The sequence below is a fragment of the Streptomyces sp. NPDC004031 genome, from assembly GCF_053604375.1.
Window position 1 is genome coordinate 14,921 of sequence record NZ_JBSGHL010000073.1, and the last position, 24,914, is coordinate 39,834.

Annotated in this window: 21 protein-coding genes and 1 pseudogene; 8 read left to right on the plus strand and 14 right to left on the minus strand. The window is 74.3% G+C overall.

All coding sequences use genetic code 11. The features are described 5' to 3' along the window. Positions 1 to 204: 204 nt before the first annotated feature. A complete protein-coding gene (locus tag ACWERV_RS32325) occupies positions 205 to 858 on the plus strand; it encodes an N-acetylmuramoyl-L-alanine amidase (RefSeq protein ID WP_452939929.1) in 654 nt (217 codons plus the stop codon). Positions 859 to 921: 63 nt separating this feature from the next. Here the strand turns inward: ACWERV_RS32325 and ACWERV_RS32330 are convergent, their stop codons facing one another. Beyond that, positions 922 to 1,563, minus strand: coding sequence for a DUF4240 domain-containing protein (locus tag ACWERV_RS32330; protein WP_452939931.1), 642 nt, complete (start codon positions 1,561 to 1,563; stop codon positions 922 to 924). A gap of 1,351 nt (positions 1,564 to 2,914) precedes the next feature. Here ACWERV_RS32330 and ACWERV_RS32335 point away from each other — a divergent pair. Both ACWERV_RS32335 and ACWERV_RS32340 read left to right on the plus strand, forming a co-directional pair. Beyond that, complete coding sequence (locus ACWERV_RS32335) at positions 2,915 to 5,422, plus strand: DUF7617 domain-containing protein (RefSeq protein ID WP_452939934.1); 2,508 nt, start codon at positions 2,915 to 2,917, stop codon at positions 5,420 to 5,422. 303 nt (positions 5,423 to 5,725) lie between these two features. Then, entirely contained in the window at positions 5,726 to 7,885 is a 2,160-nt protein-coding gene (locus ACWERV_RS32340) for a hypothetical protein (RefSeq protein ID WP_452939937.1), read from the plus strand. 81 nt (positions 7,886 to 7,966) lie between these two features. Here the strand turns inward: ACWERV_RS32340 and ACWERV_RS32345 are convergent, their stop codons facing one another. Further along, positions 7,967 to 8,440, minus strand: coding sequence for a carboxymuconolactone decarboxylase family protein (locus tag ACWERV_RS32345; protein WP_398176192.1), 474 nt, complete (start codon positions 8,438 to 8,440; stop codon positions 7,967 to 7,969). A gap of 85 nt (positions 8,441 to 8,525) precedes the next feature. Next, a complete protein-coding gene (locus ACWERV_RS32350; RefSeq protein ID WP_452939940.1) occupies positions 8,526 to 9,992 on the minus strand; it encodes a DHA2 family efflux MFS transporter permease subunit in 1,467 nt (488 codons plus the stop codon). 280 nt (positions 9,993 to 10,272) lie between these two features. Between ACWERV_RS32350 and ACWERV_RS32355 the strand changes: the two genes are divergently transcribed. Continuing rightward, a complete protein-coding gene (locus ACWERV_RS32355; protein WP_452939942.1) occupies positions 10,273 to 10,728 on the plus strand; it encodes a MarR family winged helix-turn-helix transcriptional regulator in 456 nt (151 codons plus the stop codon). 18 nt (positions 10,729 to 10,746) lie between these two features. Here the strand turns inward: ACWERV_RS32355 and ACWERV_RS32360 are convergent, their stop codons facing one another. The 3 genes from ACWERV_RS32360 to ACWERV_RS32370 all read right to left on the minus strand — a co-directional run bounded on the left by ACWERV_RS32360 (position 10,747) and on the right by ACWERV_RS32370 (position 13,639). Next, complete coding sequence (locus ACWERV_RS32360; protein ID WP_452939944.1) at positions 10,747 to 11,799, minus strand: pentapeptide repeat-containing protein; 1,053 nt, start codon at positions 11,797 to 11,799, stop codon at positions 10,747 to 10,749. A gap of 90 nt (positions 11,800 to 11,889) precedes the next feature. Continuing rightward, positions 11,890 to 12,270 (minus strand): hypothetical protein, encoded by a 381-nt coding sequence (locus ACWERV_RS32365; protein ID WP_452939947.1) that lies wholly within the window; start codon positions 12,268 to 12,270, stop codon positions 11,890 to 11,892. A 34-nt stretch (positions 12,271 to 12,304) separates the two neighbouring features. Next, a complete protein-coding gene (locus ACWERV_RS32370; protein ID WP_452939949.1) occupies positions 12,305 to 13,639 on the minus strand; it encodes an MFS transporter in 1,335 nt (444 codons plus the stop codon). 394 nt (positions 13,640 to 14,033) lie between these two features. On the opposite strand from ACWERV_RS32370, the gene ACWERV_RS32375 reads away from it, so the two are divergent. Next, positions 14,034 to 14,687 (plus strand): hypothetical protein, encoded by a 654-nt coding sequence (locus ACWERV_RS32375; protein WP_452939952.1) that lies wholly within the window; start codon positions 14,034 to 14,036, stop codon positions 14,685 to 14,687. 48 nt (positions 14,688 to 14,735) lie between these two features. On the opposite strand, the gene ACWERV_RS32380 is transcribed toward ACWERV_RS32375, so the two are convergent. The 4 genes from ACWERV_RS32380 to ACWERV_RS32395 all read right to left on the minus strand — a co-directional run bounded on the left by ACWERV_RS32380 (position 14,736) and on the right by ACWERV_RS32395 (position 18,955). Then, positions 14,736 to 15,746, minus strand: coding sequence for a L,D-transpeptidase family protein (locus ACWERV_RS32380; RefSeq protein WP_452939955.1), 1,011 nt, complete (start codon positions 15,744 to 15,746; stop codon positions 14,736 to 14,738). A 227-nt stretch (positions 15,747 to 15,973) separates the two neighbouring features. After that, a complete protein-coding gene (locus ACWERV_RS32385; RefSeq protein WP_452939957.1) occupies positions 15,974 to 17,086 on the minus strand; it encodes a glycoside hydrolase family 19 protein in 1,113 nt (370 codons plus the stop codon). 156 nt (positions 17,087 to 17,242) lie between these two features. Next, a complete protein-coding gene (locus tag ACWERV_RS32390; RefSeq protein ID WP_452939959.1) occupies positions 17,243 to 17,665 on the minus strand; it encodes a nuclear transport factor 2 family protein in 423 nt (140 codons plus the stop codon). A gap of 54 nt (positions 17,666 to 17,719) precedes the next feature. Next, the gene (locus ACWERV_RS32395; protein ID WP_452939962.1) at positions 17,720 to 18,955 is read right to left on the minus strand and encodes an MFS transporter; all 1,236 of its coding nucleotides are present in this window, start codon (positions 18,953 to 18,955) and stop codon (positions 17,720 to 17,722) included. Between the two features lie 117 nt (positions 18,956 to 19,072). Here ACWERV_RS32395 and ACWERV_RS32400 point away from each other — a divergent pair, with 117 nt between their 5' ends. Next, positions 19,073 to 19,642 carry a TetR/AcrR family transcriptional regulator gene (locus tag ACWERV_RS32400; protein ID WP_452939965.1) on the plus strand — a complete coding sequence of 190 codons (570 nt, stop codon included), beginning with the start codon at positions 19,073 to 19,075 and terminating at the stop codon, positions 19,640 to 19,642. On the opposite strand, the gene ACWERV_RS32405 is transcribed toward ACWERV_RS32400, so the two are convergent. From ACWERV_RS32405 to ACWERV_RS32420, 4 genes are all read right to left on the minus strand, one after another. Then, positions 19,614 to 20,906 carry a hypothetical protein gene (locus ACWERV_RS32405; protein ID WP_452939968.1) on the minus strand — a complete coding sequence of 431 codons (1,293 nt, stop codon included), beginning with the start codon at positions 20,904 to 20,906 and terminating at the stop codon, positions 19,614 to 19,616. The two genes, ACWERV_RS32400 and ACWERV_RS32405, sit on opposite strands and share 29 nt — an antisense overlap. Then, complete coding sequence (locus ACWERV_RS32410) at positions 20,903 to 21,718, minus strand: S1 family peptidase (RefSeq protein ID WP_452939971.1); 816 nt, start codon at positions 21,716 to 21,718, stop codon at positions 20,903 to 20,905. The genes ACWERV_RS32405 and ACWERV_RS32410 overlap by 4 nt, the downstream gene beginning before the upstream one ends. Beyond that, positions 21,715 to 22,074, minus strand: a complete 360-nt coding sequence (locus tag ACWERV_RS32415; protein WP_452939973.1) for a CU044_2847 family protein — start codon at positions 22,072 to 22,074, stop codon at positions 21,715 to 21,717. Before ACWERV_RS32415 ends, ACWERV_RS32410 begins: the two co-directional genes overlap by 4 nt. A gap of 228 nt (positions 22,075 to 22,302) precedes the next feature. Next, on the minus strand, positions 22,303 to 22,833 hold the full coding sequence (locus ACWERV_RS32420) for a GNAT family N-acetyltransferase (RefSeq protein ID WP_452939975.1): 531 nt from the start codon (positions 22,831 to 22,833) through the stop codon (positions 22,303 to 22,305). Between the two features lie 225 nt (positions 22,834 to 23,058). On the opposite strand from ACWERV_RS32420, the gene ACWERV_RS32425 reads away from it, so the two are divergent. Next, positions 23,059 to 24,801: a carbohydrate-binding module family 20 domain-containing protein gene (locus ACWERV_RS32425; RefSeq protein ID WP_452939978.1), complete on the plus strand. Its 1,743-nt coding sequence runs from the start codon at positions 23,059 to 23,061 to the stop codon at positions 24,799 to 24,801. Positions 24,802 to 24,841: 40 nt separating this feature from the next. Beyond that, positions 24,842 to 24,914 (plus strand): annotated as a pseudogene (locus ACWERV_RS32430) (NUDIX hydrolase); the annotation flags it as partial.

Below are 24,914 nucleotides of genomic sequence, written 5' to 3' on the forward strand. Positions count from 1 at the left end.
TGCGGCAGCGCTCGGAGGGCGCGTCGCGGCGGGTACGGGCGCACGCGGGGCGGGCGCGGCGGTCGCGGCACAGGCGCGCCAGTGGTCTGGACCTGTGCCATTTCGCGAATCCCTTGGCATGCCAGGGGCGTGAGCCGCACGATGGGCGGGCCCCACGTCTTTGTCATGCACTCGTCCATACCATGACGCCTCAGGGAGCCCTCGATGCATCGCCCCAACCCCGGTGAACCCAGCCGCCGTTCACTGCTGCGCGGCGGACTCGGACTCGGCGCCGCCGCCACCGCGGGCCTGGCCGCCGACCTCTGGCCGGCCGCTTCCGCCCCGGCCGCCACACCCGCCGCGAACCGCGCCGCCCGCGCCGCCGCAGCCGCCGTCGACTACCCGTCAGCCACCTGGGCGCCGGCCAGCACCGCCAACTACACGGCGTCCAACCGGCCCACCAGCTACCCGATCCAGATGGTGGTCATCCACGTCACGCAGGAGACCTTCGCCGACACGATCACGCTCTTCCAGGACCCGGCGCACGCGGCCACCGCCCACTACGTCGTCCGGTCCGCCGACGGGGCGATCGACCAGTGCGTCCGCGAGCACGACATCGCCTGGCACGCCGGGAACTGGGACTACAACACCCGCAGCATCGGCATCGAGCACGAGGGCTGGGTCGACCAGCCGTCGTACTTCACCACCGCGATGTACCACTCCTCGGCGGCGCTGACGGCGGCGATCTGCGACAAGTACGGCATACCCAAGGACCGCGCCCACATCATCGGCCACGTCCAGGTGCCCGGCACCGACCACACCGACCCGGGCCCCAACTGGGACTGGGTGCGCTACATCCGGCTCGTCAACGGCGTCTGAGCCGGACGGCCGCGGGCGCCGCGACGCCACCGCCCTCCCGGACGCGCCCCCGGGTCGCAGTCGTCACGGGCCGGGGGCGTCGAGGGGGAAGAGGACGCTCAGCCGCGGCAGCCGCCGGGCCGCCTCCTCCTCGTCGAGGGCGGACCAGCGGCGCCCGGCCGGGTCGGCGCCGTCCACCGGTACGGGCGGGGCACCGGCCCTCCGCCCGCCGCCCGGGGCGGGCCAGGAGCGGCGGGCGCCGCGGACGGCGGCATAGAAGGCGTCGCCGAAGTCCTCGGAGGGACCGGTGGCCAGCTCGTACGCGGCGAAGCCGACCGTGTCCAGGGCGGGCCACACGGGGCGGTCGGCGGCGGGCCAGGACGCGCGCGGGCAGGCGGACAGCCGCAGCACCTCGGGGGCGTAGGCCAGCACGTCCGGGTCGTTCGCCGCGGCCTCGAAGACGGCGCGGCCGAGGCCCATCATCCAGTGCTGGAAGGAGCGGAAGGTGTCGTCGGAACACCAGCCGCCGAAGATCCGGTCGGCGGCGGCCCACAGGTCCCAGGTGCGGGCCAGGTCGGTCAGTTCGTCGAGCCAGGCCTGGAAGGCCACGATCTCGTCGCCGGTGCGCCGCGCGAGGCCGTCGCGCAGACAGGCGTCGCGTTTGTCGCTGCCCCTCCCGTGCTGCCGGGAGTCCTCCAGGAGGGCCCAGAAGGAGTCGCTGTTCATGGAGGTTGACTATGCCAGGGGCTCCTGACGACTCCAATTCGCTTGTCAGGGACGGAAGTTGACGCCGCACGCTGGGCGGGCGGCTGTGACGCGGGGGCCGTGGGTGGTTCCGGATCCGGGGCGGCCGCGGGCTCTCCCGCACCCGGCCGGGACGGGCCGAGCACCCGCCGGACGCCGTGTCCGGTGACCCTCGCCACACCGCGCCGCACCGCGTCCGGCACCCCGGACGAGGCCGTAACGGCTGCGCCGCACGCACCGTGTCCGGTGCGCCGCGCCATCTCCGTCGCGCCGCACCGCGCCGTGTCCGGTGCGCCGCGCCATCTCCGTCGCGCCGCACCGCGCCGTGTCCGGTGCGCCGCGCCCGGCCTCGCCGGGAGCCCGTGGTCCCACGCCGGCAGCGCCCGGCCGGGGGGCCCGAGCCCTGCGTCCCGCGGCCCGGGACCGTACGGGCGGACCGTCGTCCACAGGGTGTGGACGGACGGGTCGCGCCCGGGTCGGCGGCGGTGGGGCCGCCGGTACGGACCGGGGGCGGGACGGAGGGGTCAGGCTCTCCAGAGCCAGGCGAAAACGGCGGCGCACGTGCCCATGGTGACCAGGATGGCGATCAACCGGACCGTCAACTCAGGGGCCTCGATGGCCCGCTGCACCGTTCGCCACAAGCCATTCGTGATCATGGCTCACCTCCCGCTACGGCAGGTGCCCCGCGCTGAAGTGGCAGGTCACCCGCCTTACTCACAACGGTGATGCCCCACCAGCCCCAGCGCCCACGCCGCTCCGCCCGATTCACCCGACTGGCGGAACACGATCCACCGTTCGGCGGTACGCTCCGGCCGCTGCGACCGTGCGCCGGAGCCCGCGGTTCGCGCCGGTCCGACCGCCCGCGCCCCTTCGCGCCGTGATGTCCGGCCGGCCACCGGACCTGCGGTCCTGACCGGGTCGGCCGCCCCGCCGACCGTCCGTTCCGGCGTCGGCGACCGGTGGGTGCCCGGCCCGAAGCCGACACTCCACCACCGTGTACCCCGCACCGTAAAGGCTCGCGGCCAAACATACAAACGAAGCGCATAAGGGCGGGCTTTCGCGCTCGGCGTGCGCCCCGCTCCTTTTCCGCGTGCTCATTCATCCGCGGTCGGAAATCATCACCGCGGACACCGTCCGCCATCCGTTTCCGAAAGCAACCGGCGAATTGCTTTCAAGCCCCCTCTTCTTTCCCTCGTTCGGGTGACCTGCGCACCTTCCCCTGCTCTACCGTGTTCGCGCGTGGGCCGGCGAGGGCGCCCGCGCGCACCGAGATGAAATGGGGACATCGATGCTCCGGCTTTTACGTTCCTTTTCTGCGCCTCCGGCGCAGACGGTGAGCCGCAGACCCCGCCGGTTCGCCGCTCGCGCAGGAGTCGCCCTTTCGGCGGCGCTGCTCGCGGCGGCGGCCGGCTCCACCACACCGGCCACGGCCCACGGCGGCGGAGGCGGCGGAGGCACCCCGCCACCGCCCGACGGCCCGCTGGTCAAGACCGTGCAGAACGCCACCAGCCCCGGCCGCATCCCGGCCGCGCACGGCGACACGCTCGACTGGACCGTCACCTACAAGGGCACCCCCACCCCCGGGACACCCGCCACCATCACCGACCCGATCAGCGCGGGCCAGACGTATGTGCCCGGCTCGCTGCACGTCCCGCCCGGCTGGGCCTCCGGCTGGTCCACCGACGGCAGCACCTTCACCGGCACCGACCAGGGCGCCGCGACCACCGCGGTGCGCGGCACCAGCCCCGCGGACACCGGCGGCGGCACCGCCGTGAGCGGCGACCTGCTGCCGCCCGTGCAGGCGGCCGCCCGCGCCACCGGCGGCGACGGCTTCACGCCGATCCTCTACCGCGCGCCCTCCGGCGACGTCGAGGCCTGGAACATCTTCCACCACAGCGGTCCCGCCAACCCGCTGGTGGTCTGCAACGACCTCTCCTCCGGCCAGCCCTGCTCGGGCGGGCCCTGGCCGCGCCCGCTCAACACCACGGCGGGCCCGCTCGGCAGCGGCAGCACCGGCGACGTCTTCACCACCCTCACCCCGCAGTACGTCCAGGACCCGCACCGCCCGGGAGTCGTCTACTACCCGGCGGTCGCGGCGCACTCGGTCGGTGCGGGCTGTCTGGACCTCGGCGCCCGCGCCAACTGCGGTTACGTCGCGCTGGAGTCGTCCACCGGCTCGCCCAGCGCCGCCAACGGGCTGGCCGGACTCGTCACGCCCGGCGACGGCAAGGCGTACGGGGTGTCCAGCACCGGCGAGGTGCTGTGCCTCGACATGGCCTCCCAGAGCCCGTGCACCGGGCAGCCCTTCGCCGCGATCGTGCCGCCCAACCACAACGCGCCCGGGGCCACGTACTCCCTCTACCAGGGCGGCATGACCGTCGCCGACGGGCGGGTCTACGCCTCCTCCTCGCCGCAGAACGGCGGCACGCCCACCTCGCTGGGCTGTTACGACCCGGCGACCGGCACGGTGTGCGCGGGCTGGACCACACCGCACCCGGTGACGGCCGACCCGAACGCGTACACCTACAACGCCTTCGTCTCCTACGACACCGCGGGCGCGCCCAACGGCGTGTGCTCCGCGGTGACATCGGGCAGCGCACCGGCGACCGGCTGCTTCACGCTCGACGGCGGCGCGCTCGCCGCGCCCGCGACCGGGCTCGGACAACTGTCCCCGGGCGTGCTCGTCTTCAGCCCGGAGGTCGTCACCGCGGGCGGTGACACCCGCAGTTACTTCGCCGAGTGGGGCGGCCCGCTCCCCGGCAACACCACCTGCTACAGCTGGACGCACGCCGCGCCCTGTGCCGGATTCCCGGCAGCGGCCGGCCACCCGGCCGTCAACGGCGGCGTCACCCGCGACTACGGCTACGCCTACGACGCCACCACCCGCTGCCTGTACGGGCTCGGCGACGCGGGCATCCTCTTCTCGATGGACCCGGCCACCGCGGGCTCGCCGTGCCTGCACACGGGCGCGTCCGTGACCCTCACCCCCGCCGACTTCTACTGCGACGGTTCGAGCCACACCGCCGCGTACACCCAAGCCCGGCTGACCGGGCTCGACCTCGCCCACACCGACCCGGCGGCCACCACGGTCGCCGTGACCGACCCGGACGGCACCGTCGTCGCCACACCCGCGCTGGGCGCCGACGGCACGATCGACCTCTCCGGGATCTCCGCCGCCCAACACCCCACCCTCACCGTCACGGTGCAGTTCAGCCTCACCGACACGAGCGACTTCGCGGGCGGCGCACATCCGTCGCTCACCGTCGCCTTCCAGGGCGACGCTCCGCAGATCTGCCTCCGGACGGTCGTCGGCACGGACTGCGCCACCGCGCAGGTCCAGGACACGGCGGGCGGTACGGACGCGAGCGGGGCGCTGACCTCCAACACCGTGACCGTGCCGGTCATGCCGGGGGCGGCGTGCCGGCCGCACGTCACCGTCGTCAAGGAGATCTGCGGCTCGGTCTCGTCGCACGACTGCAAGCCGGGCGGACCTGGCCCATGGGTCAAGTCCAGCCCCGTCGGGCTGCTCCAGCTGCTCGGCACCGCGCACTGGCGCATCACCGTCAGCAACGCCGGGCCCGTCGCGGCCTCCGACGTGAGCGTCAACGACCCCACGACGCCGCAGTGTTCGCAAGCAGCGGGCAGCTTCACGCTCGCCGCGGGCGACAGCAAGCAGGTCTACTGCGACTCCTTCCTGCTCGCCCTGCCGGTCAAGAACACGGCGTGGGCGAGCTTCGTCCCCGCCAACTCGCCGCACGGCACGCCCTACACGACCACCGACCCGTCGTCGGCGGTCGCGTGCTCGCTGCTGTGCATCCTCGTGCCGGCCGACAAGCACTGAGGGCCGCGCCCGGTACGTGACGGGCGCCCCCGCGCGCGGGCCCGTCTCCCCCGCTCCCCCGGCTCCCCCCGGCGGAGCGGCGGGAGGCGGGTCCGCGCCGCGCCACCGCGGGCAGGTACGCTCATGACCCTCACGGCGGCTCCGCTGCGTACCCCGGCCTCGTCCCGTACGCTGCCCGCGAGCCCGTGGGCCACGGCAGCCCGGCCCGGCTGCCGGCCGGACGCCGACGAGTACGGCACAGGGCATCGAGGGGTACGACGGGTGTCCCCTCTCCACAAGGGCGCGGCGCGAGGGGCGGATCACGTGGCAGACCAGCACGACGGCACCGGCATACCCGGCGAGCAGGCACCGCCCGCGGACGCGGCGGGAGCCGCCGCCGAGAAGGCCCCCGCGCAGTCGCCTGCGGCGGGCACGGACGCGACCCCGGCTCCGGCTCCGGCTCCCGCGAAGAAGGTGCCCGCCGCGCGCAGGACGGCCACCGGTACGCGCAAGGCCGCGGCCGCCAAGTCCCCGCAGCCGCCCGCCGCCCAGCCCCTCCCCCCGGAGGCCCCGAAGCAGGCCCCCGCGGACGCGACGCCTGCCACGCCGCCGCCCCCGGCGGCCCCCACCCGCAAGACCGCTGCCGCGCGCAAGGCCGCGGCACCCGCCGCCCCGGAGGCCGCCGGTACGGGAAGCGCCGAACCGCAGCCCGAACCTGCGCCCGCGCCACCCGCCAAGACCACCACCACCCGCAAAACCGCCGCCACCCGCAAGTCGGCAACGGCGAACACCGGTACGCAGGCCGCCCAACCGCAGCCCGAGGCCGCGCCCGCCGCAGCCGCCGAAGCGCAGAGCACCCAGCCCCAAGCCGCGCCCACCGCCAAGACCACGACCACCCGCAAAACCGCCGCCGCCCGCAAGACGGCGACCGCGAACGCCGGTACGCAGGCCGCCCAACCGCAGCCCGAGGCCGCGCCCGCCGCAGCCGCCGAAGCGCAGAGCGCCCAGCCCCAAGCCGCGCCCGCCGCCAAGACCACGACCACCCGCAAGACCGCCGCCGCCCGCAAGACGGCGACTGCGAACGCCGGTACGCAGGGCGCCGAGCCGCAGCCCGAGGCCGCGCCCGTCGTGCAGGGTGACGGGGCCGGGCTGGACGCCCCGACCATGCAGATCGCGATCGGGCCGCGGAAGAAGTCGGCCGCCGCCAAGGCCTCGCAGCCGACCGCCGCGAAGAAGGCTCCGGCACGGAAGGGTGCCCAGGCGCAAGCCGCCTCCGCCGAGGACGCGTCCGCGCAAGGCGCCGTGCCCGCCGCTGAGGGCGAGCCGCAGAAGGACGCGCCGGGGAAGTCGGCAAAGACGGCGGGGGCGGCGAAGAAGGCCCCCTCGCGCAAGTCCGCCGCCGCGGGCAAGACCGCCGCGCAGAAGCCCGCGCCCGCGCGCAAGGCGGCGGCGAAGAAGGCGGCCCCGGCGGCGGCAGCCGCGACCGCAGCCGCCGCGGGCACGGCGAACGCCGAGGCCGGGCCCGCAGCCGGTACGCCCCCGCAGCCCGCCGACGCCGCCGCGGCGGAGGCAACCCCCGAGCAGCCCACCGCAGCTCCCGACCAGGCCCAGCCCGCCGCAGCCGAAGCCGAAGCCGCAGCCCCCGCCGAAGCCCCAACCACACCCGCACCCGCACCCCCATCCCCCGCCGCCGAAAGCGCGCCAACCGCCCCGGTCGCCGTGCCCGGCTACCTGCAGCGGCAGGGCTTCGGCAGCGTCGAGGCGGGTGGCGGCTCCGAGGGCGTTGACGGGGAGCCCGGCGCGGTGAAGGAGCCGCGGTTCGGGCGGCGGGCGCGGGTGCTGCTCATCGCGGCTGCGGCGGTCGTCGTCGCGGCCGCGATCGCTCTCACCGCCGTGGTGAGCAGCAGCGGCAGCGACGACCCCGCGGTCGATTCGGCGGCCCCCACGACGACTGCGGCCGTACCGTCGAAGGGCGGTGCGGCCCCCTCCGCGGCGCCGACCACGGCGTCGCCGAGCGCCAGTGCCACGTCGAGCCCCACCGCGAGGCCGACGACCACGAGCCCGTCGCCGCACGCGACGAAGGCGCCGACCAAGGCGCCGGCCACGCACGCGCCCGCCGCCCCGCCGAAGTCGGGTGGCCCGAAGGTGGCGAGCGTGCGGGTCGAGGACCTGGCGTGCACCCTGGGCCAGGGGGGCGGTGCCAGCCACGCCTCGGCGAAGATCGTCGTCACCTACGACGGCAGCGCGTCGGGCACGCTCAAGCTCACGTGGTGGCGCAGCGATTCGGGCCGGGCGCGGGGCGCGTCCCCGATGACCCCGACGCAGTCGGCGAAGTTCCCCGCGGGTGCGGGCAGTTACACCTTCACCGGCAACTACAGCTTCAAGCCCGACTCCAGGCACCCGTACGTCGGTGTGACCGTCACGACCGATCCGGCGGCGCAGAGCGGCGAGGGCGCGACGCGTTTCGCGGTCTGCCAGGCGTGACACCACGCGTCGGGCGGGCCGTCGCACATCCGGCGACGGCCCGCCCGGCCACGTATACGAGCCCCCCGCAGGGGCGTCCGCTCAGTGCGGGAGCTGTCCCACCACGTAGTCGCCGCCCGGCTGGCGGATGATCACGTTCAGCCGGTTGAAGGCGTTGATCAGGGCGATCTGGCCGACCAGCGCGGTCAGTTGGTCCTCGTCGAAGTGCTTGGCAACGGCCGCCCACACGTCGTCCGGGACGCCCGCGGAGTCGGCGAGGCGGGTGCCGTACTCGGTGAGGTCGAGGGCGGCGCGCTCGGCCTCGGTGAAGACGGTGGTCTCGCGCCAGGCGGCGACGAGGCTGAGCCGCAGCGTCGTCTCGCCCGCCGCCGCGGCCTCCTTGACGTGCATGTCGAGGCAGCCGCCGCAGCCGTTGATCTGGCTGGCGCGGATGTTGACCAGTTCCCGCAGTCCGGCGGGCAGGTCCGCGCCGCGCAGTGCCCGGTCGCTCGCCACCATGTGCTTGACGAGCTTCTGGCCCGTTTCCGTGCCGAGCGCGTTGATCCGGGGTCCCATGGGGCCCTCCCTCTCGTCCTCGTGAGGCGTGGTTGCTGCTTCCACTTCTGCGACGAGGAGCCGCCCGGGAACGTAACAGGCCCGCTCAGCCCAGTTCCGTGCTGCCCGCCTCCGCCCGGCGGCGGAACGGGGTGCGCGGGCCCCGGGAGCCGCCCGCGGCGGGGGGCGGGGCGTGCCGCGCGCGGGCGTCCTTGATCGTGAGCGTGAAGAGGACGGAGACGACGGCCATGACCGTGAGCACGAGGTAGACCGTGTGGTAGGCGGAGGGCGGGGCGATGCGCTCGGCGGAGGAGGTGTTGGCGATCAGCAGGGTCGCGACGAGCGCGGGGGCCAGGGCCATGGAGAGCTGGCTGATGACGCTGCTGAGGGTCGAGGCCTGGCCCATGTCCTCCTTGCCGATCGTCGCGAACGAGGCGACGGTGAGCGGCATGAAGACCGCGCCCATGCCCAGCCCCAGCAGGAACATGTAGATCCGGAAGGACCACGTCCCGGTGTCCGCGCCGACCGTCGTCGTCATCACGGCCAGCACGGCGGCGACGACCGCGAGGCCGCTGGCGATGATCAGCCGCGGCCCGAAGCGGTCGAAGACGCGGGCGGCGAGCTGGACGGTGAGCAGCACACCGAAGGCCTCGGTGAAGGTCGCGCTGCCGGACTGGAGGGCGCTCGCGCCGCGCGCCTCCTGGAGGAAGAGCGGCGCCGCGTACATCGCGCCCATGAAGGGGACGACGCCGATGAGGCCGAGGATCTTGGTGTCGCGGAAGAGCGCGTCCTTGAAGAGCCGCAGCCGCAGCGCGGGCGCGGGCTTGCGGAGTTCGACGACGACGGTCGCCACGAGGAAGGCGGCGCCGAGCACGAGGCTTCCGGCGATGAGCGGGCTGCCCCAGCCCTGCCGGGCGCCCTCGCAGACCCCGTACATGAGCAGCGACAGCGCGCCCGCGGACAGCAGCAGGCCGGGGATGTCGAGGCGGCCGGGGTCGCCGTGCCGGGGGTTGTCGAGGAAGAGCAGGCCGAAGAGGAGGGCGGCGATGCCGAAGGGCAGGTTGACGTAGAAGACCCAGCGCCAGGAGATGCTGTCGACGAGGACGCCGCCGAGCATGGGCGCGACCGCCGGGGCCATCTGCTGCGGGATGATCATGACGCGGGAGGCCCGGACCCGCTCGGCGGGGCTGAACGTGCGGAACAGCATCGCCGCCGCGACCGGGGTGAGCAGGCCGCCCGACAGGCCCTGGAGCCCGCGGAAGACGACGAGCTGGCCGAGGCTGTCGGCCATCCCGCACAGCGCGCTGGCGAGCGTGAACAGGCCCATCGCCGACAGCAGGACGGGCTTGCCGCCGAAGCGGTCGCCGAGCCAGCCGGAGACGGGGATGGTGATGCCCACGCACACCGGGTAGACCACGGCGACGCTGTCCGCCCCGGCCGCCGTCACACCGAACTGGTGGGCGATCGAGGGCAGCGCGACGGTCGTGATCGCCCCGTCCATCACCACGAGGAAGAACGTGGCGACGAACATGGTGGGGACGACCAGGCGCTGGTTGAGGCGTCGGCCGGGCATGGTCCTCCTCCCCCGGGGGCCCGGGGCGTGCGTGGCGGGTGTGGGTGCAGACGTGGTGCGCCGCGGGAAAACGGCGGGGCAGCGGAACGGCGAGGTGAACCGTAATCGCTTACGGGTGTACGTACGTGTACGTGCGCGTGCGGGCATGAACGGGCGCACGGACGGATCGAGCCGCGCGCCCGATATGCTGAGTCTACTCACTATGAGTCGGCACACAACACGGGCACAGCACGGGAACGCGCCATCCTCACGGGGCGCGGAAGGAGCGGTACGGGACCCAGTGGTGGACATCCGGAGCAGCGACGTACTGGTCGACGACCTCTTCAGGACGACGGTGCGGCTGCGCACGTACGTCGACGCGCAACTGCACTGCCACGGCCTGTCCGTGTCCCGGCTGCGCCTGCTCAGGGCCCTGTCCACCACGGACGAGCCGCTGCGCATGCGCGACCTCGGCGACGCGCTCGGCGTCGCCGCCCGCACCGTGACCTCGCTCGTCGACGCCCTGGAACGGGAGGGCCTGGTCGAGCGCCGGCGGCACCCCACCGACCGCCGGGCCTTCCTGCTCAAGCTCACCGACGTCGGGCGTACGACGCACGCGCGGGCCGAGGAGATCGACCGCGCCGCGCTCGCGACGGCCACCGCGAGCCTGAGCGGCGAGCAGCGCACACTGCTGCTGGAGCTGCTGGCGAAGCTGCGCGCGTCGGTGCCGGACGCCCCGCCGGGACCGGCGGAATAACGGGCCCCGGGGCGCCGGTCAGAGCGGGCGGGGCGTGGGCGGCGGGCCGTTCGACGTGCGGACCGGCGTCCAGGCCGCGCAGTCCGCGAGCCGGGCGGCCACCCACGGGTCGGCGGCCAGCTCGGCCGGCAGCCGGGTCCCCGCGTCGAGGTGGGCGCCCGCGAGCTGCCCGGCGGTGAGCCCGGTCGCGTCGCGCAGGTCGGCCCGGCCGAGATCGGCGTCCCGCAGGTCGGCGTCCGCCAGGTTCGCCTCGCGCAGATCGGCACCGACCAGGGGGACGCCGCCGAGCCGGGCCCCGGCCAGGACGGCCGCGCGCAGATCGGCGGAGTTCAGGATCGAGCGCTGGAAGTCCGCCCCGCGCAGGTCGGCCCGCCGCAGATCCGCCCACGTCAGGAACATCGGCGAGAGCCGCGGCGGCGCCGCGAACTCGAACGCGCGCAGACTCAGCCCCACCAGCGCGGCCCCCCGCAGATCCACCCGGCGGGCCTCCGCGCGCGGCGGCCGGCGCGCCAGCACCTCGACCGCGGCCTGCACGTCCTGCGGGGGCTGCGTCCCCCACTCCGGCACCGGCCGCCCCGCGTTGCGTACGGCGGGCAGCCCGGCGGACGGCCCGGCGGACGGGCCGAGCGCCGCGCCGGTCCGGTTGCGTACGTACGCGGCGAGCACGCCGACCACCGCGTCATGGTCCTGCTCCGACTCGGTGAGCACGTGCTCCAGGCTGTAGATGCCGCCGAGCCGCACCTCGGTGTGCGGGGAGGCGAGCTGCTCGACGGAGGCCCGGAAGCGCTCGGTCACCTGCCCGCGCCGGGTCAGGACGTAGCTGCGCGCGGTGTAGGCGAGGCTCGCGAAGACGGTGGCGCCCGCGAAGGCCGCGAGCACGGTCTGCCGGACGGCGTTGACCGCGTCCGCCCGGTCCTTGCCGTGCAGGGCGCGCACGCTGCCGCCCGCGACCAGCCAGGACAGCGGCCCGAGGATCAGCAGCACCCCGCCGGTGACCGCGGCGGCCCCGGCCAGCCCCAGCACCCACCGGCAGCCCCGCCGCCACCCGCGCATCCGCCCCCGCCCTCCCATGGTCCTGGTCCTGGTCCCGCGCCCCCCGGCCCGTGCGCCGACGGTATCCCGGCGGCCGGTCACGTCACCGGCCGCCGTCACCTGCGGACGTCACCGCGCCCGGCGCGACTCCCGTGGCGGCATCGGCTCACCCGGCTCGGGACGGGCCAGCACCTCCGCGAGGGGCGTACCCTCGCGCGCGGCGACCGTCCGGCGCACCCGTACCTCGGCCCGCGTCCGCGGCCGGTACTCCGGCTCCTTGGCGCACCCGCAGCCGGACAGCCCCTCGTACCGCAGCCCCGCGTGCAGCACCACCGACACCACCGACCAGCCCCGCACGTCCCGGCGGCGCGGCGCGGCGAAGTCGTGCCCGGCGCACAGCATCTCCCGCCCGCAGGAAGGGCAGTTCGCGCCGCCGTGCCGCTTGAAGCTCACCCGGCACGCGAGGCAGACGTAGTGCAGTTTGTAGTGGGCGACGGCGTAGAAGCACATGCCCGCAAGGGTAGGCAGGCGCCGCCCGCGCGGGCTACGGCTTTGCGTCCGCGCCCCCGGACCCCGACTGCTCGTCCCTGAGCGGGAGTTGGCGTCCCAGGCGGCCGAGCGGGGAGAGCGCGAGCAGCACGGGGGACAGCAGCATCGCCGCGGCCGTGACCAGCAGGCCGGTGCGCAGGCCGAGCGCGGCCGCGAGGAAACCGCCGAGCAGGGAGCCGAGCGGGGCCGTCCCCATGCCGGTGAAGGTCAGCGTCGCGGCCGCCCGGCCCTGCATCGCGTCGGGGGTGACGGCCTGCCGCACCGCCATGAGGGCGACGTTGACGAGCTGGCCGCCGCTGCCGAAGAGCAGGCCGACCGCGAGGAGGGCGGGCACGGTCGCCCGGGGCGGGCCGTGCAGCGCGGGCACGCACAGGAACGCGCCGTCGCCGAGGGCTGCCGCGACGACGATCACCGGGCCGTAGCCGAGGCGGCGCGGCAGGCGGGCGGCCAGCAGCGAACCGAGCAGCGCGCCCGGTCCGGTCGCGGCGAGCGCGAGGCCGACGACGGCGCCGGACAGGTGCAACTCCCGTGGCAGGAAGAGCAGATAGACGGTCGTCATGGCCGCGAAGGAGAGCTGGAAGACCGCTGAGGCCGCGCAGACGGCCCGCAGCAGGGGTTCGTGTGCGACGAAGCGCAGGCCTTCGCCGATCTGCCGCCAGGCCGCCGCCCGGAGCCGGTCCGCTGCCCGCTGCGGGATCGCCTCGTCCCGCCGGATCCGGCGGATGGACAGGAAGGAGAGCGCGAAGAGCAGCCCGCCGCAGGCGGTGGCGAAGGGCGCGGACAGGGCGGACACCAGCGCGCCGCCGAGCGCGGGTCCGCCGGTCTGCGCGGCCGAACGGCTGCCCTCCAGCGCGCTGTTGCCGCGTACCAGCAGATCGCGCCGCACCAGCCGGACGAGCGAGGTCTGGTAGGCGACGTCGAAGAAGACGGACAGCGCCCCGATGGTGAAGGCGAGCGCGAACAGCGCGGGCAGGCCGAGCCCGCCGAGCAGTCCGGCCAGGGCGGCGGCCCCCAGCAGCAGGGCGCGGCCCGCGTCCGCGAGCACCATCGTCGTGCGCGTCCGCCACCGGTCCACCCACGCCCCGGCGAGCAGCGAGAGCAGCAGCGCCGGGGCCTGCCCGACCGCCCGGAGAACGCCCAGTTCACCGGGCCCGGCGCCGAGCGTCAGGACGGCGAGGAGCGGCAGGACCACCAGCGTCGCGTGCTCGCCGAGCTGCGAGGCCGTCTGGCCCGCCCACAGCCGGCGGAAGTCAGCGTCCCGCAACAGGGCGGGCGGGGGCGGAAGTTCGGAGTCGGGATGGGGTACGGCGGAGGTGGCGGCGTACGGCACGGCGGTCCCTCGGGGTGCGGCGAACGGACCCGCCGCCGGGCGCGCGGACGGCGCACCGGCGGTACGGGCAAAGGAGAAGGCTCGCTGTGCCGCACCGACTGTCAGGGGCAGCACGCGATGACGGGCCGATGACGGCCTACGACGTCAGCGCGCGCTCTTACTGCCGACCATGTCCTCGCTCCTCGCCGGGGTTCGTGCTCCGCCGGGGAGCGTAGCCGCGAACGGCGGGCGCCGACACCGGATTCCGCCGCGGGACGCACCCCCGTCGCCGGGTGGCGTCCTCCGTATCGGTTGCGTGACGACGTCGCCCACCACACCACGGGCGGCGGCGCGCGCCCGCACGCTTTTACCGGGGCGGGCACGGGCGAAGGAGCGCGGGCTTAGGGGGGACGGGATGGGATTCCTGACGGACACCGGCGTATCGCTGGTGTCCAGTGTGCTGTTCGTCCTGCTGGCGTGGATCTTCTCGAAGACGGCGCGCCGCTTCGTCCGGGGGCTGGCCGCGCATCTGCTGCACCTCGACGCCGAGGAGGTGTTCGCCAACGGCCGGGATGCGGGGCTCGACATCCGGCGTGAACTCGCCCGCGCGCGGCAGGTGTTCGTCTTCACCAGCCGCGGGGCCGAGTTGCAGCGCGACACGTTCGAGGAGATGCTCACGCGCAGCCGCGCCCGCCGCTGCCACTGCCGCATCATGCTGCCGAAGCTGAGCGTGGCCGCCCACGAGGCCGACTGGATCGCCGACCGGGAGGCCGAACTCCACGTCTTCGACACGGCGTTCGGCACGGACCTGCTCCGCCGCCAGATCGCCGCCACCTACGACTACCTCGCGCCCCTCCTCGTCACCGGCCATCTGGAGGTCCGCGGCTACAACATCCCGCACTTCGGCCGGGTCGTCGCCACCGAGCGCGTCCTCTATCTGACGCCCTACTCGCCCGACCGCCACGGCAGCAGCTCGCCGGTGATCAAATACCGGCGAGGCGAGACCTACGACGTCCTGATGCGCCTGCTGGAGAAGCTGTGGGCGGCCTCCGCGACCCCGGCCCCGTGATCCTTCCCTGGCCCGTGATCCTCCCCTGCGCCGGGGGCACGTCCGCGGTCACGCGATGGCGATACGCGGGTGGGCCGAGGGCGTGATCCAGCTCATGATCCGGTCCATCGTCGCGCGCGGCACGGACACACAACCGGCCGTCGCACCCGCCCCGTTGACGTGCAGGAAGATGCCCGCGCCGCGGCCGGGGACCGCGGGCCACCGGTTGTAGTTGACGACGAGGGCCTCGGCGTACTGCGTGGGGTGGTCGATCAGGTGCTCGCTGCCGCGCACGCCCGCCTCCGTGAGGGGGAAGTCCGCGCCCTGGGCGCTGTGCAGGGAGTTGTAGTACGCCGACTGCGGGTCCTCGACCCACCAGTCGTCGGCGCCGACCCGGTGGTAGGGCATCGCGGTACCGCTCGCCGCGACACCGAAGCCCTCGGTGAGGGTGTACGTCCCCGAGGGGGTCGTGGACGAATTCTGCTTGCGGGTGGCCCCGTTGACGACTCCGGCCGAGCCGACCCGGCCCGCGGTGGTGCTGAACCGCGCCTTCCAGCCCGACGCCCCCTTCTCCCACGCCGTCACGGTGGCGTACGAGCCGCTCGCCTCGACGGTGATGAGCTGGGTGGCGTTGCCGACCTGGACGGGGACGGGGAAGTGCGGTGCCGCCGCGCCGCCGGAGGAGCCGCCGCTCTTCGTCCCGGAGGTGCCCGCGGACTGCGTGCCGGACCCCTTGGCGGGCTTCCCGGCGGACGCGGTGGCGGAGGGGGCCTTGGGGCCCGTGCTCCTGCCGGACGTGGGCGTGGACGTCGGCGTGGACGAGGCGGTCGCCGTCGCGGTCGCCGTCGCCGTACGGGACGGGCTCGGGGTCGTCGAAGCGGAGGCGGAGGCGGAGGGCGACGCGGGCACGGACGTCGAGGCGAGGGCCTGCGGCGCGTCCCGGTCCGCCGACGCCTGCGCGCTGCCCCCGCCCGTACCCGAGGCCCCGCAGCCGACGGCCAGCAGCAGCGCGCCCGCGGTACCGGCGGCGGCGAGGAGGGCGCGCGAGCGCGCGGGCAGCGAGGGAACGCGAACGGCCACGGGTGATCCTTCGGGCGGCGGAGCGGACGGAGCGGTCGACGGCCAGTGGGGAGGACGTGCCCGAGAACACGTTGGCGCCTACACATACTAAGGCCGGGCAGCCGGTTCCGGACATGCCCGGCAGGTCACCCCTTCGGCGGAGAGCCGGACACACGGGCGCCCCGCCCCTGCCGCGGCGGCGGCGGGGACGGGGCGCCCGGGGGTGCGGGGGTGCGGGGAGCAGGGCCTCAGCAGGAGAGGTTGTTGCCCGCGGGCACGCCCAGCAGGGACGTGAAGGAGAGGTAGGCGTTGACGCGGCTCTGCACCTGCGCCGGGTTGCCGCCGTTGCACTCGATGCTGCCGTTGATGCTGCGGATGGTCTCACCGAAGCCGGCGCCGTTGACCATGGCGTTGTGCGGGGTCATCGTGCCGGGCCCGGACTGCGTGTTCCAGTACCACAGGCCGGTCTTCCAGGCGACGGCCGAGTCGGTCTGCACGAGGTTCGGGTTGTCGAGCAGGTCGATGCCCAACGCGTCGCCCGCGGCCTTGTAGTTGAAGTTCCAGCTGAGCTGGATGGGACCGCGGCCGTAGTACGCCGACTGCCCGGCGGGGCAGCCGTAGGGCTGGCTGGTGTCGCAGTAGTGCGAGTAGTTGGCGGTGTTCTGCTCGACGATGTAGACGAGGCCACCCGTCTCGTGGCTGACGTTGGCGAGGAAGGCCGCGGCCTCCTGCTTCTTCACCGTGTCGCTGCCGGTGTTGGCGAAACCGGGGTACGCGCTGAGCGCCGCGGTCAGGCCGCTGTAGGTGTAGAAGGAGTTCCGGCTCGGGAACATCTGGTTGAACTGCGCCTCGCTGACCACGAATCCGCTGGACGGCGGGGTCGTGCCGCCGGTGCTGCCGCCGGTCGTGCCGCCGGAGCCGGAGCAGGTGTACGGGCTCCAGTACCAGGTGCTGATCGTCGGGTCGTAGCCCGGGTTGTCGTGGGTGGCGATGTAGTAGAGGCCGTTGGTGTACTGCACGACGTCACCGGTGACGTACGCGCGGCCCGCGGCCCACGCCGGGTAGCTGCACCCGGTGCCGGTGCCGCCGGTCGTACCGCCCGTGCCGCCGCTGCCGCCCGTGCACGAGCCCTGGTCGGCCCAGACGTCGGCGGCGCCGGGCGTCTCGCCCTGCGTCCACCACTTGGCCTGCCAGTTGTGGCTGTTGTACGAGGCGGTCATGCCGCCGGTGTAGACCGAGGACGAGCTCCAGGCGCTCGCGCAGGTGGCCGCCGACGCGGTGGAGGCCATCGGCACGAGGATCACCAGCCCGACGATCGCCGCGAGCGCGGCCAGGAACGCGATGAGGCGCTGTCTCGACACGTGACCACTCCTTAGGGGGGTTCGGTGGGGTCGAGGCGCACCTTCCCGCATTGGTCTGGACCTGTCAAGGTCTGGACCAATCATGGGGCAACACCGCGGCCACCACAGGCGATTCGCCGGTGGTGGCCGCGGTGTCCGGACCCGGGGCCCGGACCGTCAGACGGCGGGGCGCCCGCTCGCCGTGGTGGCGGGCAGCTCCTGGTGGACGTCCCAGTGCTCGGCGATCCGTCCGTCCTCGACCCGGAAGATGTCGACGACGGCCTGCGCGTCGGCGCCCGGCGCCGGGGTGAACAGGCTGTGCACGACGACCAGTTCGCCTTCCGCGACGGTGCGCCGTATGGCGAAGCGCAGCTCCGGCAGCTGGGCGTGCAGGGCGTCGATCAGGCCGGTGAGGGCGGCCAGGCCGTCGGGCAGCGCGGGGTTGTGCTGCGCGAGGTCGGCGGCGACGAAGCGGGCGGCCTCCGCCGTACGCCCCGCGTTCCAGACGGTCTCCATGAAGTCCCGGACGAGGGCGGTGTTCTGGTCGGTGGTGGTCTGGTCGGCGGCGGTCTGCTCGGTCGCGGCAGTGGTGGCGGTCATGTCGGGCTCCTCGGATCGTGCGGGTCGATGTGCGGTGGTCAGGGGTCGGGTCGGTCAGCGGGCGTGCGCGGCGGCGGGGGCGGCCGGTGCCTCGCTCGCGGCGGCGGGGGCGGGGGCCGCGGGGGCTGCGTCCCGTACGGCGTGGTGCCGTCCCGAGGCGCGGTGCGCGGCGGCCGCGAGGGCCAGCGGGACGAGCCCGGCGGCCGGCAGCCACGAGGCGCCGAGGGCAGGGAGCAGGCCGCTGCCGAGCAGGCTGCCCATGCTCATCCCGAGGTAGAGGGACGAGGCGTTGAGGGCGAGCCCGAGGGCGCGCTGGTCGGGCACCAGGGCCACCAGGCGGGCCTGCTGCGGGGCCTGGAAGAGCTGGCTGAAGACGGCCCAGACGACGATGGCGGCGACGGCCACCGCGAGGTCGGCGGGGGCCAGTTGCAGGGCCGCGAAGGCGACGCCGAACCCGGTCAGCGAGACGGTGATGGTGGCGGGTCCGCCCAGCCGTTCGAAGACCCGTCCGGCGAGCGCGTTGCCCACGACACCGGCGACGCCGAAGACCAGCAGCAGCGCGGCGACCTGCCCGGTGCCCGAGCCGAAGCGGTCGGCGAGGTAGGCGCCCATGACGCCGTAGACGGTGAACTGCGCGGCCATGAAGGCGAAGGTGGTGGTCACGGCGGGTACGACACCGGCCGTCCGCAGCACCGGCGGGAAGGCGGCGAGGGTCGCCGGGGTGCCGCGTTCCAGGGCGGGCACGAAGGCGGCGACGAGGCCGAGGGCGAGCAGTGTCAGCCCGGCGATGCCGACGGTGGTCCAGCGCCATCCGACGCTCTGTCCCAGGCTGGTGCTGAGCGGTACGCCGAGCACCGCCGCGGCCGTCATGCCCGCGAAGACCGTGGCCAGCGCGCGGGCCCGCCGCTCCGCGGGCACCAGCAGCGAACCGGCGACCGACGCGGACGGTCCGAAGGCCGCCCCGCCGAGCGCGGTGAGCACCCGGGCGGCGGACAGCGCCCCGTAGTTCGGGGCCAGCGCGGCGGCGACTCCGCCGGCCGCCATCACCGCGAGCCCGGACAGCAGCACGGTCTTGCGGCCGAGGCGTCCCAGCAGCACGGGGGCGAGCGGCGCGGTGAGCGCGAAGGTCAGCGCGAACACGGTCACGAGCAGGCCCACCCGGGACTGGCTGACGTGCAGGTCGGCGCCGATCGGGTCGCCGAGGCCGACGACGGCCAGCGACGACGTGCCGAAGGAGAAGTAACCGAGGGCCAGGGCCCACAGGGCCGGTCCGGGGCGACGAGAGATCATCGGACCCTCACTTTCAATACGGTGCGGTGCGGTTCGTAATGAGATTCAAATACGGTCCGGTCCGTATGTCAAGTGGGGTACGGTGGAACCCGGAGAACGACCTGGTGAGGAGGACCCATGAGCGGACGACCCAGAGACCCCGGCGTCGACGACGCGATCCTGCGCGCGACCATGGCGCTGGTCGAGGAGAAGGGCTACCGGGCGGCCAGCATCGAGGGCATCGCCGCCCGCGCGGGCGTCTCGAAGCAGACCGTCTACCGGCGCTACCGCAGCAAGGGCGAGGTGATCCTCGACGCCCTCGCCGCCTACGCGGCGGGCAACCTACCCGCCCCCGACACGGGCTCCCCGCGCGGCGACCTCGCCGCCCTGCTCACCGCGACGTTCGCCGCCCAGCAGGGCATCAGCGGCGTCCTCAACCGCGCGCTGGTCGCCGAGTCGATCGGCGACGAGGCCTTCGCCCGCACAGTGTGGGAGCGCCTCATCCTCCCCCGCCGCGACCTCGTCCGCACCCTGCTCGCCCGCGCCCACGAGCCCCGCGAACTGGGCGCCGCCGAGGCCGACTTCCTCGTCGACCTGGTCTACGGCCCCATGTGGTACCGGCTGCTCTTCGACCCCGCGTCCCTGACCGCCGGTTACGCGGAACGCCTCGCGGAGACGGTCACGGGGCTGGCGGCCGGGGGGAGTTGAGGGAGGCATCCTCGGGGGTGGCGTCCTCACCGGCGGAGGCCCGGCCGCCGTCACCCTGGCGCGTCGGGGCCAGTTCGCCGAGTTCGTGCCCGGCGTCGAGGGCGAGCGCGTAAGCCGCGGCGGGCCGGTCGTCCAGGAGGGAGCGGGCGAGGAGCAGTTGGCGGCGGATGTCGTTGAACCGCCGTCGCACGGCGCGGCTGTCCTCGCCGCGTCGGACGCAGGCGGCCTGCTCCTCGGCCAGCAGGAAATCGATCACGTCGACCAGCGACTCGGCCGTGTCCCTGAGCACTGCTCCGGACGGGCCGGACGGCGCTCCCGGCGACGGCTGCTCCGCTCGTTCTCGCCGTTCCTGCCGTTCCTGCCGTTCTTCCGGCCGCTGCTCCTCCGCGCGCCGCCCCGCCTCCGCCATGAGCGCTTCTGCTCCGGCGAGCCGCCGGGCGTCACCGGACGTGAGCGCCAGCTCGTACTCCGCCGCCGCGAGACCCCGCTGTACCGCCAGCGAGCGGGGGTGGTGGCCGCCCAGCGTCGCCGCCATCCGCTGGGCCGCGACGGCGAGGACGCCCACGGCCCGCTCCATGCGCGCCCGTTCGCCCGCCGCCTCGGCCGAGGCGAACTCGGCGGAGGCCAGCGCGGCCAGAGCCGACAGCGACGCGGGGTGGTCGTCACCGGCCCGTGCCGCCAAGCGGCGTACGTACCCGGCCAGTTCGTCGACCAGCCGGTCCGCCTCCGCGTGCAGGCCTTCCCGGCGGGCGGCCTCGGCGGAGACCGCGGTCTCCAGGACCGCGACGTCCAGCGCCTCCGCTCCCCCGGCGTGGGCCGCGAACCGGCGGGCCTCGACGGCGAGTTCGGCGGCTCCCACGGTGTCGCCCCGGCGCAGCGTCAGGTGGGCGAGGTTGGCGAGCGCGGCGGCCCGGTCCGCGGTGGCCTCCACCGATGCGGCGGTCACCCAGGTCGCGGCCTCGTACCGGCCGTGCGCGGCGAACGCGACGGCGAGCCGGTCCAGCGCGGGAGCGAGGGTGACCAGCAGGCCGGGCCGCTCGCGGAGGCACGCGACGACGTGGTCCAGCAGGGCGCAGGACACGTCGGACATCCCGAGTCCGTCGAGCAGTGCGACCAGCTCCACGAGCTGCGGCCCCACCGACCAGTGCAGGGGCAACTCCCCTTCCGAGCACAGCCTTTCGACGGCCGCCCGCACCTCGTGCCCCCGGCCGTCCCGCACGGCCCTCCGCGCGCTGCTGAGCGTCTTCCGCCATGCGTCGGTCATGCGACGCCCCCGCCCCGCCCCTCGAAGACCCGCTTCAGGGCGAGATACCGCAGCTCGGAGACGTCGGCCGGGTCCAGGACGGCCTGCTCGGCCATCTGCTGGAAGAGCCCGAGCAGGGTGTCCACGCGGTGGGCCGGGGTCGGACGGAAGGGCGGGACGTCCACCGGCTCCGGCGGCGGCTCCTGCCGCGGCCGCAGAACGTCCACGAGGTGCCCGACGTCGAAGTGGTCGAAGCGCCGCATCACCTCGCGGATCGTCGCGGCGAAGAGCACGTTGGCGCTGCGGCTCGGGTCGGCGCGGTCCGGTGCCTGCTCCAGCAGGATGCCGACGACCGCCGGGGCCCGCCCCTCCTCCACGCTCTCGACGGGCCCGCCCGAGTAGCCGGAGTAGTCGCCGAGGTGCTGGTCGGCGGTCAGTTGCAGGGCCTCGATACGGCCGCCGCCCTCACAGTCGTACGGGACGGCCCCACCGGCGACCCGGCCGGTCAGCTCCACGTCGTTCGGGGCGGGCCGGTAGGGGCCGCGCCAGCGTTCGCCGCCCCGCGCGACCCCGGCGGCGGGTACGGGCTGCGCGAGGCCGTACCCCGCGGAGATCTCGATCAGCGCGAGGTCGGCCTCCTTGTCCTGGCGGGAGACCCGCCCCGGCACGCGCGTGCCGTCCGCCAGGAGGACGTCCACCTCACCCTCGCCGTCGCCCGTCCCGCGCAGGCAGTGCAGCGCGGTCACGACGAACCGCCGGGTGAGCAGGAAGCCCGCGCCGAGCCGCCGCTGCCCGTGGGACAGTTCGACCCAGTAGTCCGTCCCGGCGGTCACGACCGGTCCGGCGAGGCGTCCGGCGAGGTGTCCGGCGGGGGCTCCGGCGTTCGGCTCGGAGTCCGCTCCACGGTGAGCTTCACCTCGAAGGACGCCTCCGCGGAGGCCTTGGAGAGGATGACCCCGGCCTCGGCGGCGAGCGTGAGCCCGAAGGTGACCTCCATGGACGCCACCTGCCAGCCGTCCCGCTCGGGCACCTGCGCCAGCGACTGCTGCGCGATCGACGAGGCCTGCACGATGGCCTCCTCCACCTCCGCGGCCCGGTCCCCGAGCACCGCGGACGTCCGCGTCCGCGACACGATCTGCCGGCCCCCGCCGGCGTCCAGCGCCACCGTCTCGACCCTGACCTCGCCCATGCGCCTGCCCCGTCCCCTCTCCCGCACCCGGTCAACTCGTCTGACGGGCAGCCGAGTCGGCGTCCCATCGTCCCAGCCCGCGGCCTCCCCCGGGAGCCGTACCGCGGACTTCGGCCCGGCTGCCCGGCCGCCGGATCGCGGCCCTCGACGACGGCGACGAGCGCCGCCGCTGCGACATTCGGCGCAGCCGCGTCGTGCGGCCCACGCGGACACTGTCCCGGGAACCGTTCATCGCGAAGTGAGGTCCAGGCACCAGTCGTTGCTGCGCATCGTCGTGCCGCTGCCCCGCGGGTACTCGAAGTCGCAGGGGCCGAGGAGGTGGAAGCCGAGGCGGGCGCACAGGGCGTTCGAGGGGGCGTTGTCGACGGAGGGGAAGGCGTGCAGGCGGCGCGGGGCGCCGGGTGCGCGGGCGGCGTCGCGCAGGAGGGTGACGAGGGCGGCGCCGGCCGCGGCGGCGATGCCGCGGCCCTGGTGGGGCGGCAGGACGTTCCAGCCGGTCTCGTAGATCTCCTCGCCCTGCCACTCGCGCCGGAAGTAGGCGATGCTGCCGACCATTTCGCCTTCGTCCGGGCCGTCCGTGAGCAGTACCGCGTACATGCGGCCGATGCCCGCCGCGGGCATGTCCAGGTAGCGGCGGTGCCGGGCGAGGAGTGCGTCCTCGGGCTCCGGGCCGCCGACGTGGTGGCGCATCTGCGGGGTGTTGATCCGGCGCAGGAGGGCGAGGGCGCGCTCCGACCAGGGTTCGAGGCGGACGTCCATGCGCGGCAGTCTGGCAGAGGCCCTGCCCGGCGGCATCTGCAAGTTCTTTCAGCAACTCACAGAAAGTTTTCCCGTCCGACTCATTGACGTGTCCACCGCCGCGGCAGGAAGCTCCTGCCGGAACCTGCGGGACCGGGTTCCGCTCTCGTCCGGCGGCCTGGCGCGTGGCCGCCTTCACAGGGCGGCGGTGCGCCCACCGACGCCCCTCGACTGAAGGAGCCGCCCATGAGATCCAGGGTCCTCAACGGTGCCGTCGCCGCGGTGGTCGCCGCCGCGGGACTGGTCGCCGCCGCCTCGCAGCAGCAGGCGAGCGCGACACCGCCAGGCAGCAAGGACGTCACCGCCACGCTCTTCCAGTGGAACTGGAACTCGGTCGCCAAGGCCTGCACCGATCAGCTCGGCCCGGCCGGTTACGGCTACGTCGAGGTGTCGCCCGCCACCGAGAACATCCAGGGCGGGCAGTGGTGGACCTCGTACCAGCCGGTCAGCTACAAGCTGCAGAACCGCCTCGGCAGTGAGGCCGAGTTCCAGAACATGGTCAGCACCTGCCACAGCGCGGGCGTCAAGGTCGTCGCCGACGCGGTGATCAACCACATGTCGTCGGGCTCGGGCACGGGCACCGGCGGCACGGCGTACAGCAAGTACAACTACCCCGGCTACTACCAGGACCAGGACTTCCACACCTGCCGGACGGACATCTCCAACTACGCCGACCGCTCCAACGTCCAGAACTGCGAACTCGTCGGCCTCGCCGACCTCGACACCGGCAGCGACTACGTCCGCTCCACCATCGCCGCCTACCTGAACCACCTCATCTCCCTCGGGGTGGACGGCTTCCGGGTGGACGCCGCCAAGCACATCGCCGCGAGCGACCTGGCCGCGATCAAGTCCAAGCTGAGCAACCCGGGCATCTACTGGGCGCAGGAGGTGATCTACGGCTCCGGCGAGGCGGTCCAGCCGAGCGAGTACACCGGCACCGGTGATGTCGACGAGTTCCAGGGCGCGTTCGACCTCAAGCGGATCTTCGGCAGCGAGAAGCTGTCCTACCTCAGCCAGTGGGGTCCGTCGTGGGGCGCGGGCTACCTCTCCAGCGACAAGGCCCGCACCTTCGTCGACAACTGGGACACCGAGCGCAACGGCTCGACCCTCAACTACAAGAGCAACGCGACCTACACGCTCGCCAACGTCTTCATGCTGGCCTGGCCGTACGGCTCCCCGAACGTCTACTCCGGCTACGAGTTCTCCGACAACGACGCGGGCCCGCCCGACAACGGCCAGGTCAACTCCTGCTACACCGACGGCTGGAAGTGCCAGCACGCCTGGCCGCAGATCGCGAACATGGTCGGCTTCCGCAACGCGGTCTCCGGCACCGCCGTCACCAACTGGTGGGACAACGGCAACAACGCGATCGCCTTCGGCCGCGGCAGCAAGGGCTTCGTCGCGATCAACCACGAGGCCGGTTCGCTGACCCAGACCTTCAGCACGTCGCTGCCCGCGGGCACCTACTGCGACGTCCAGCACAGCGGCGCCCCGTACACCGTCGGCTCCGACGGGAAGTTCACGGCGACGGTCGGGGCCGGCGACGCGGTCGCGCTCTACGCGGGATCGTGCTCCGCCACCGGGAGCACGGGCAGCGTCAGCGGCGGATCCACCACCACCGGGGGCACGAACCCGGCGGCCGGGGCGTCCTTCGCCGTCAACGCCACCACCGCGTGGGGGCAGAACATCTACGTCGTCGGCGACAACTCCGCGCTCGGCGGCTGGAACACCTCCGCCGCGCTGCCCCTGTCCTCCGCCGCCTACCCCGTCTGGAAGCTCGACGTGAACCTGCCCGCGGGCACGTCCTTCCAGTACAAGTACCTCCGCAAGGACGGCAGCGGAAATGTGACGTGGGAGTCCGGCGCCAACCGCACGGCGACCGTGCCGGCGTCGGGCAGCGTCACGCTCAACGACACCTGGCGCAACTGACGTTCGGCCGAACGCGGGCGGCCGCCCGGTCCGGGGGCTGGAGGAGACCGGCTGGCGCCCCGGCCCGCTCCGGCACCTGCTGACCGTCGAGCCCTCCAACGGGCTTGCCGACG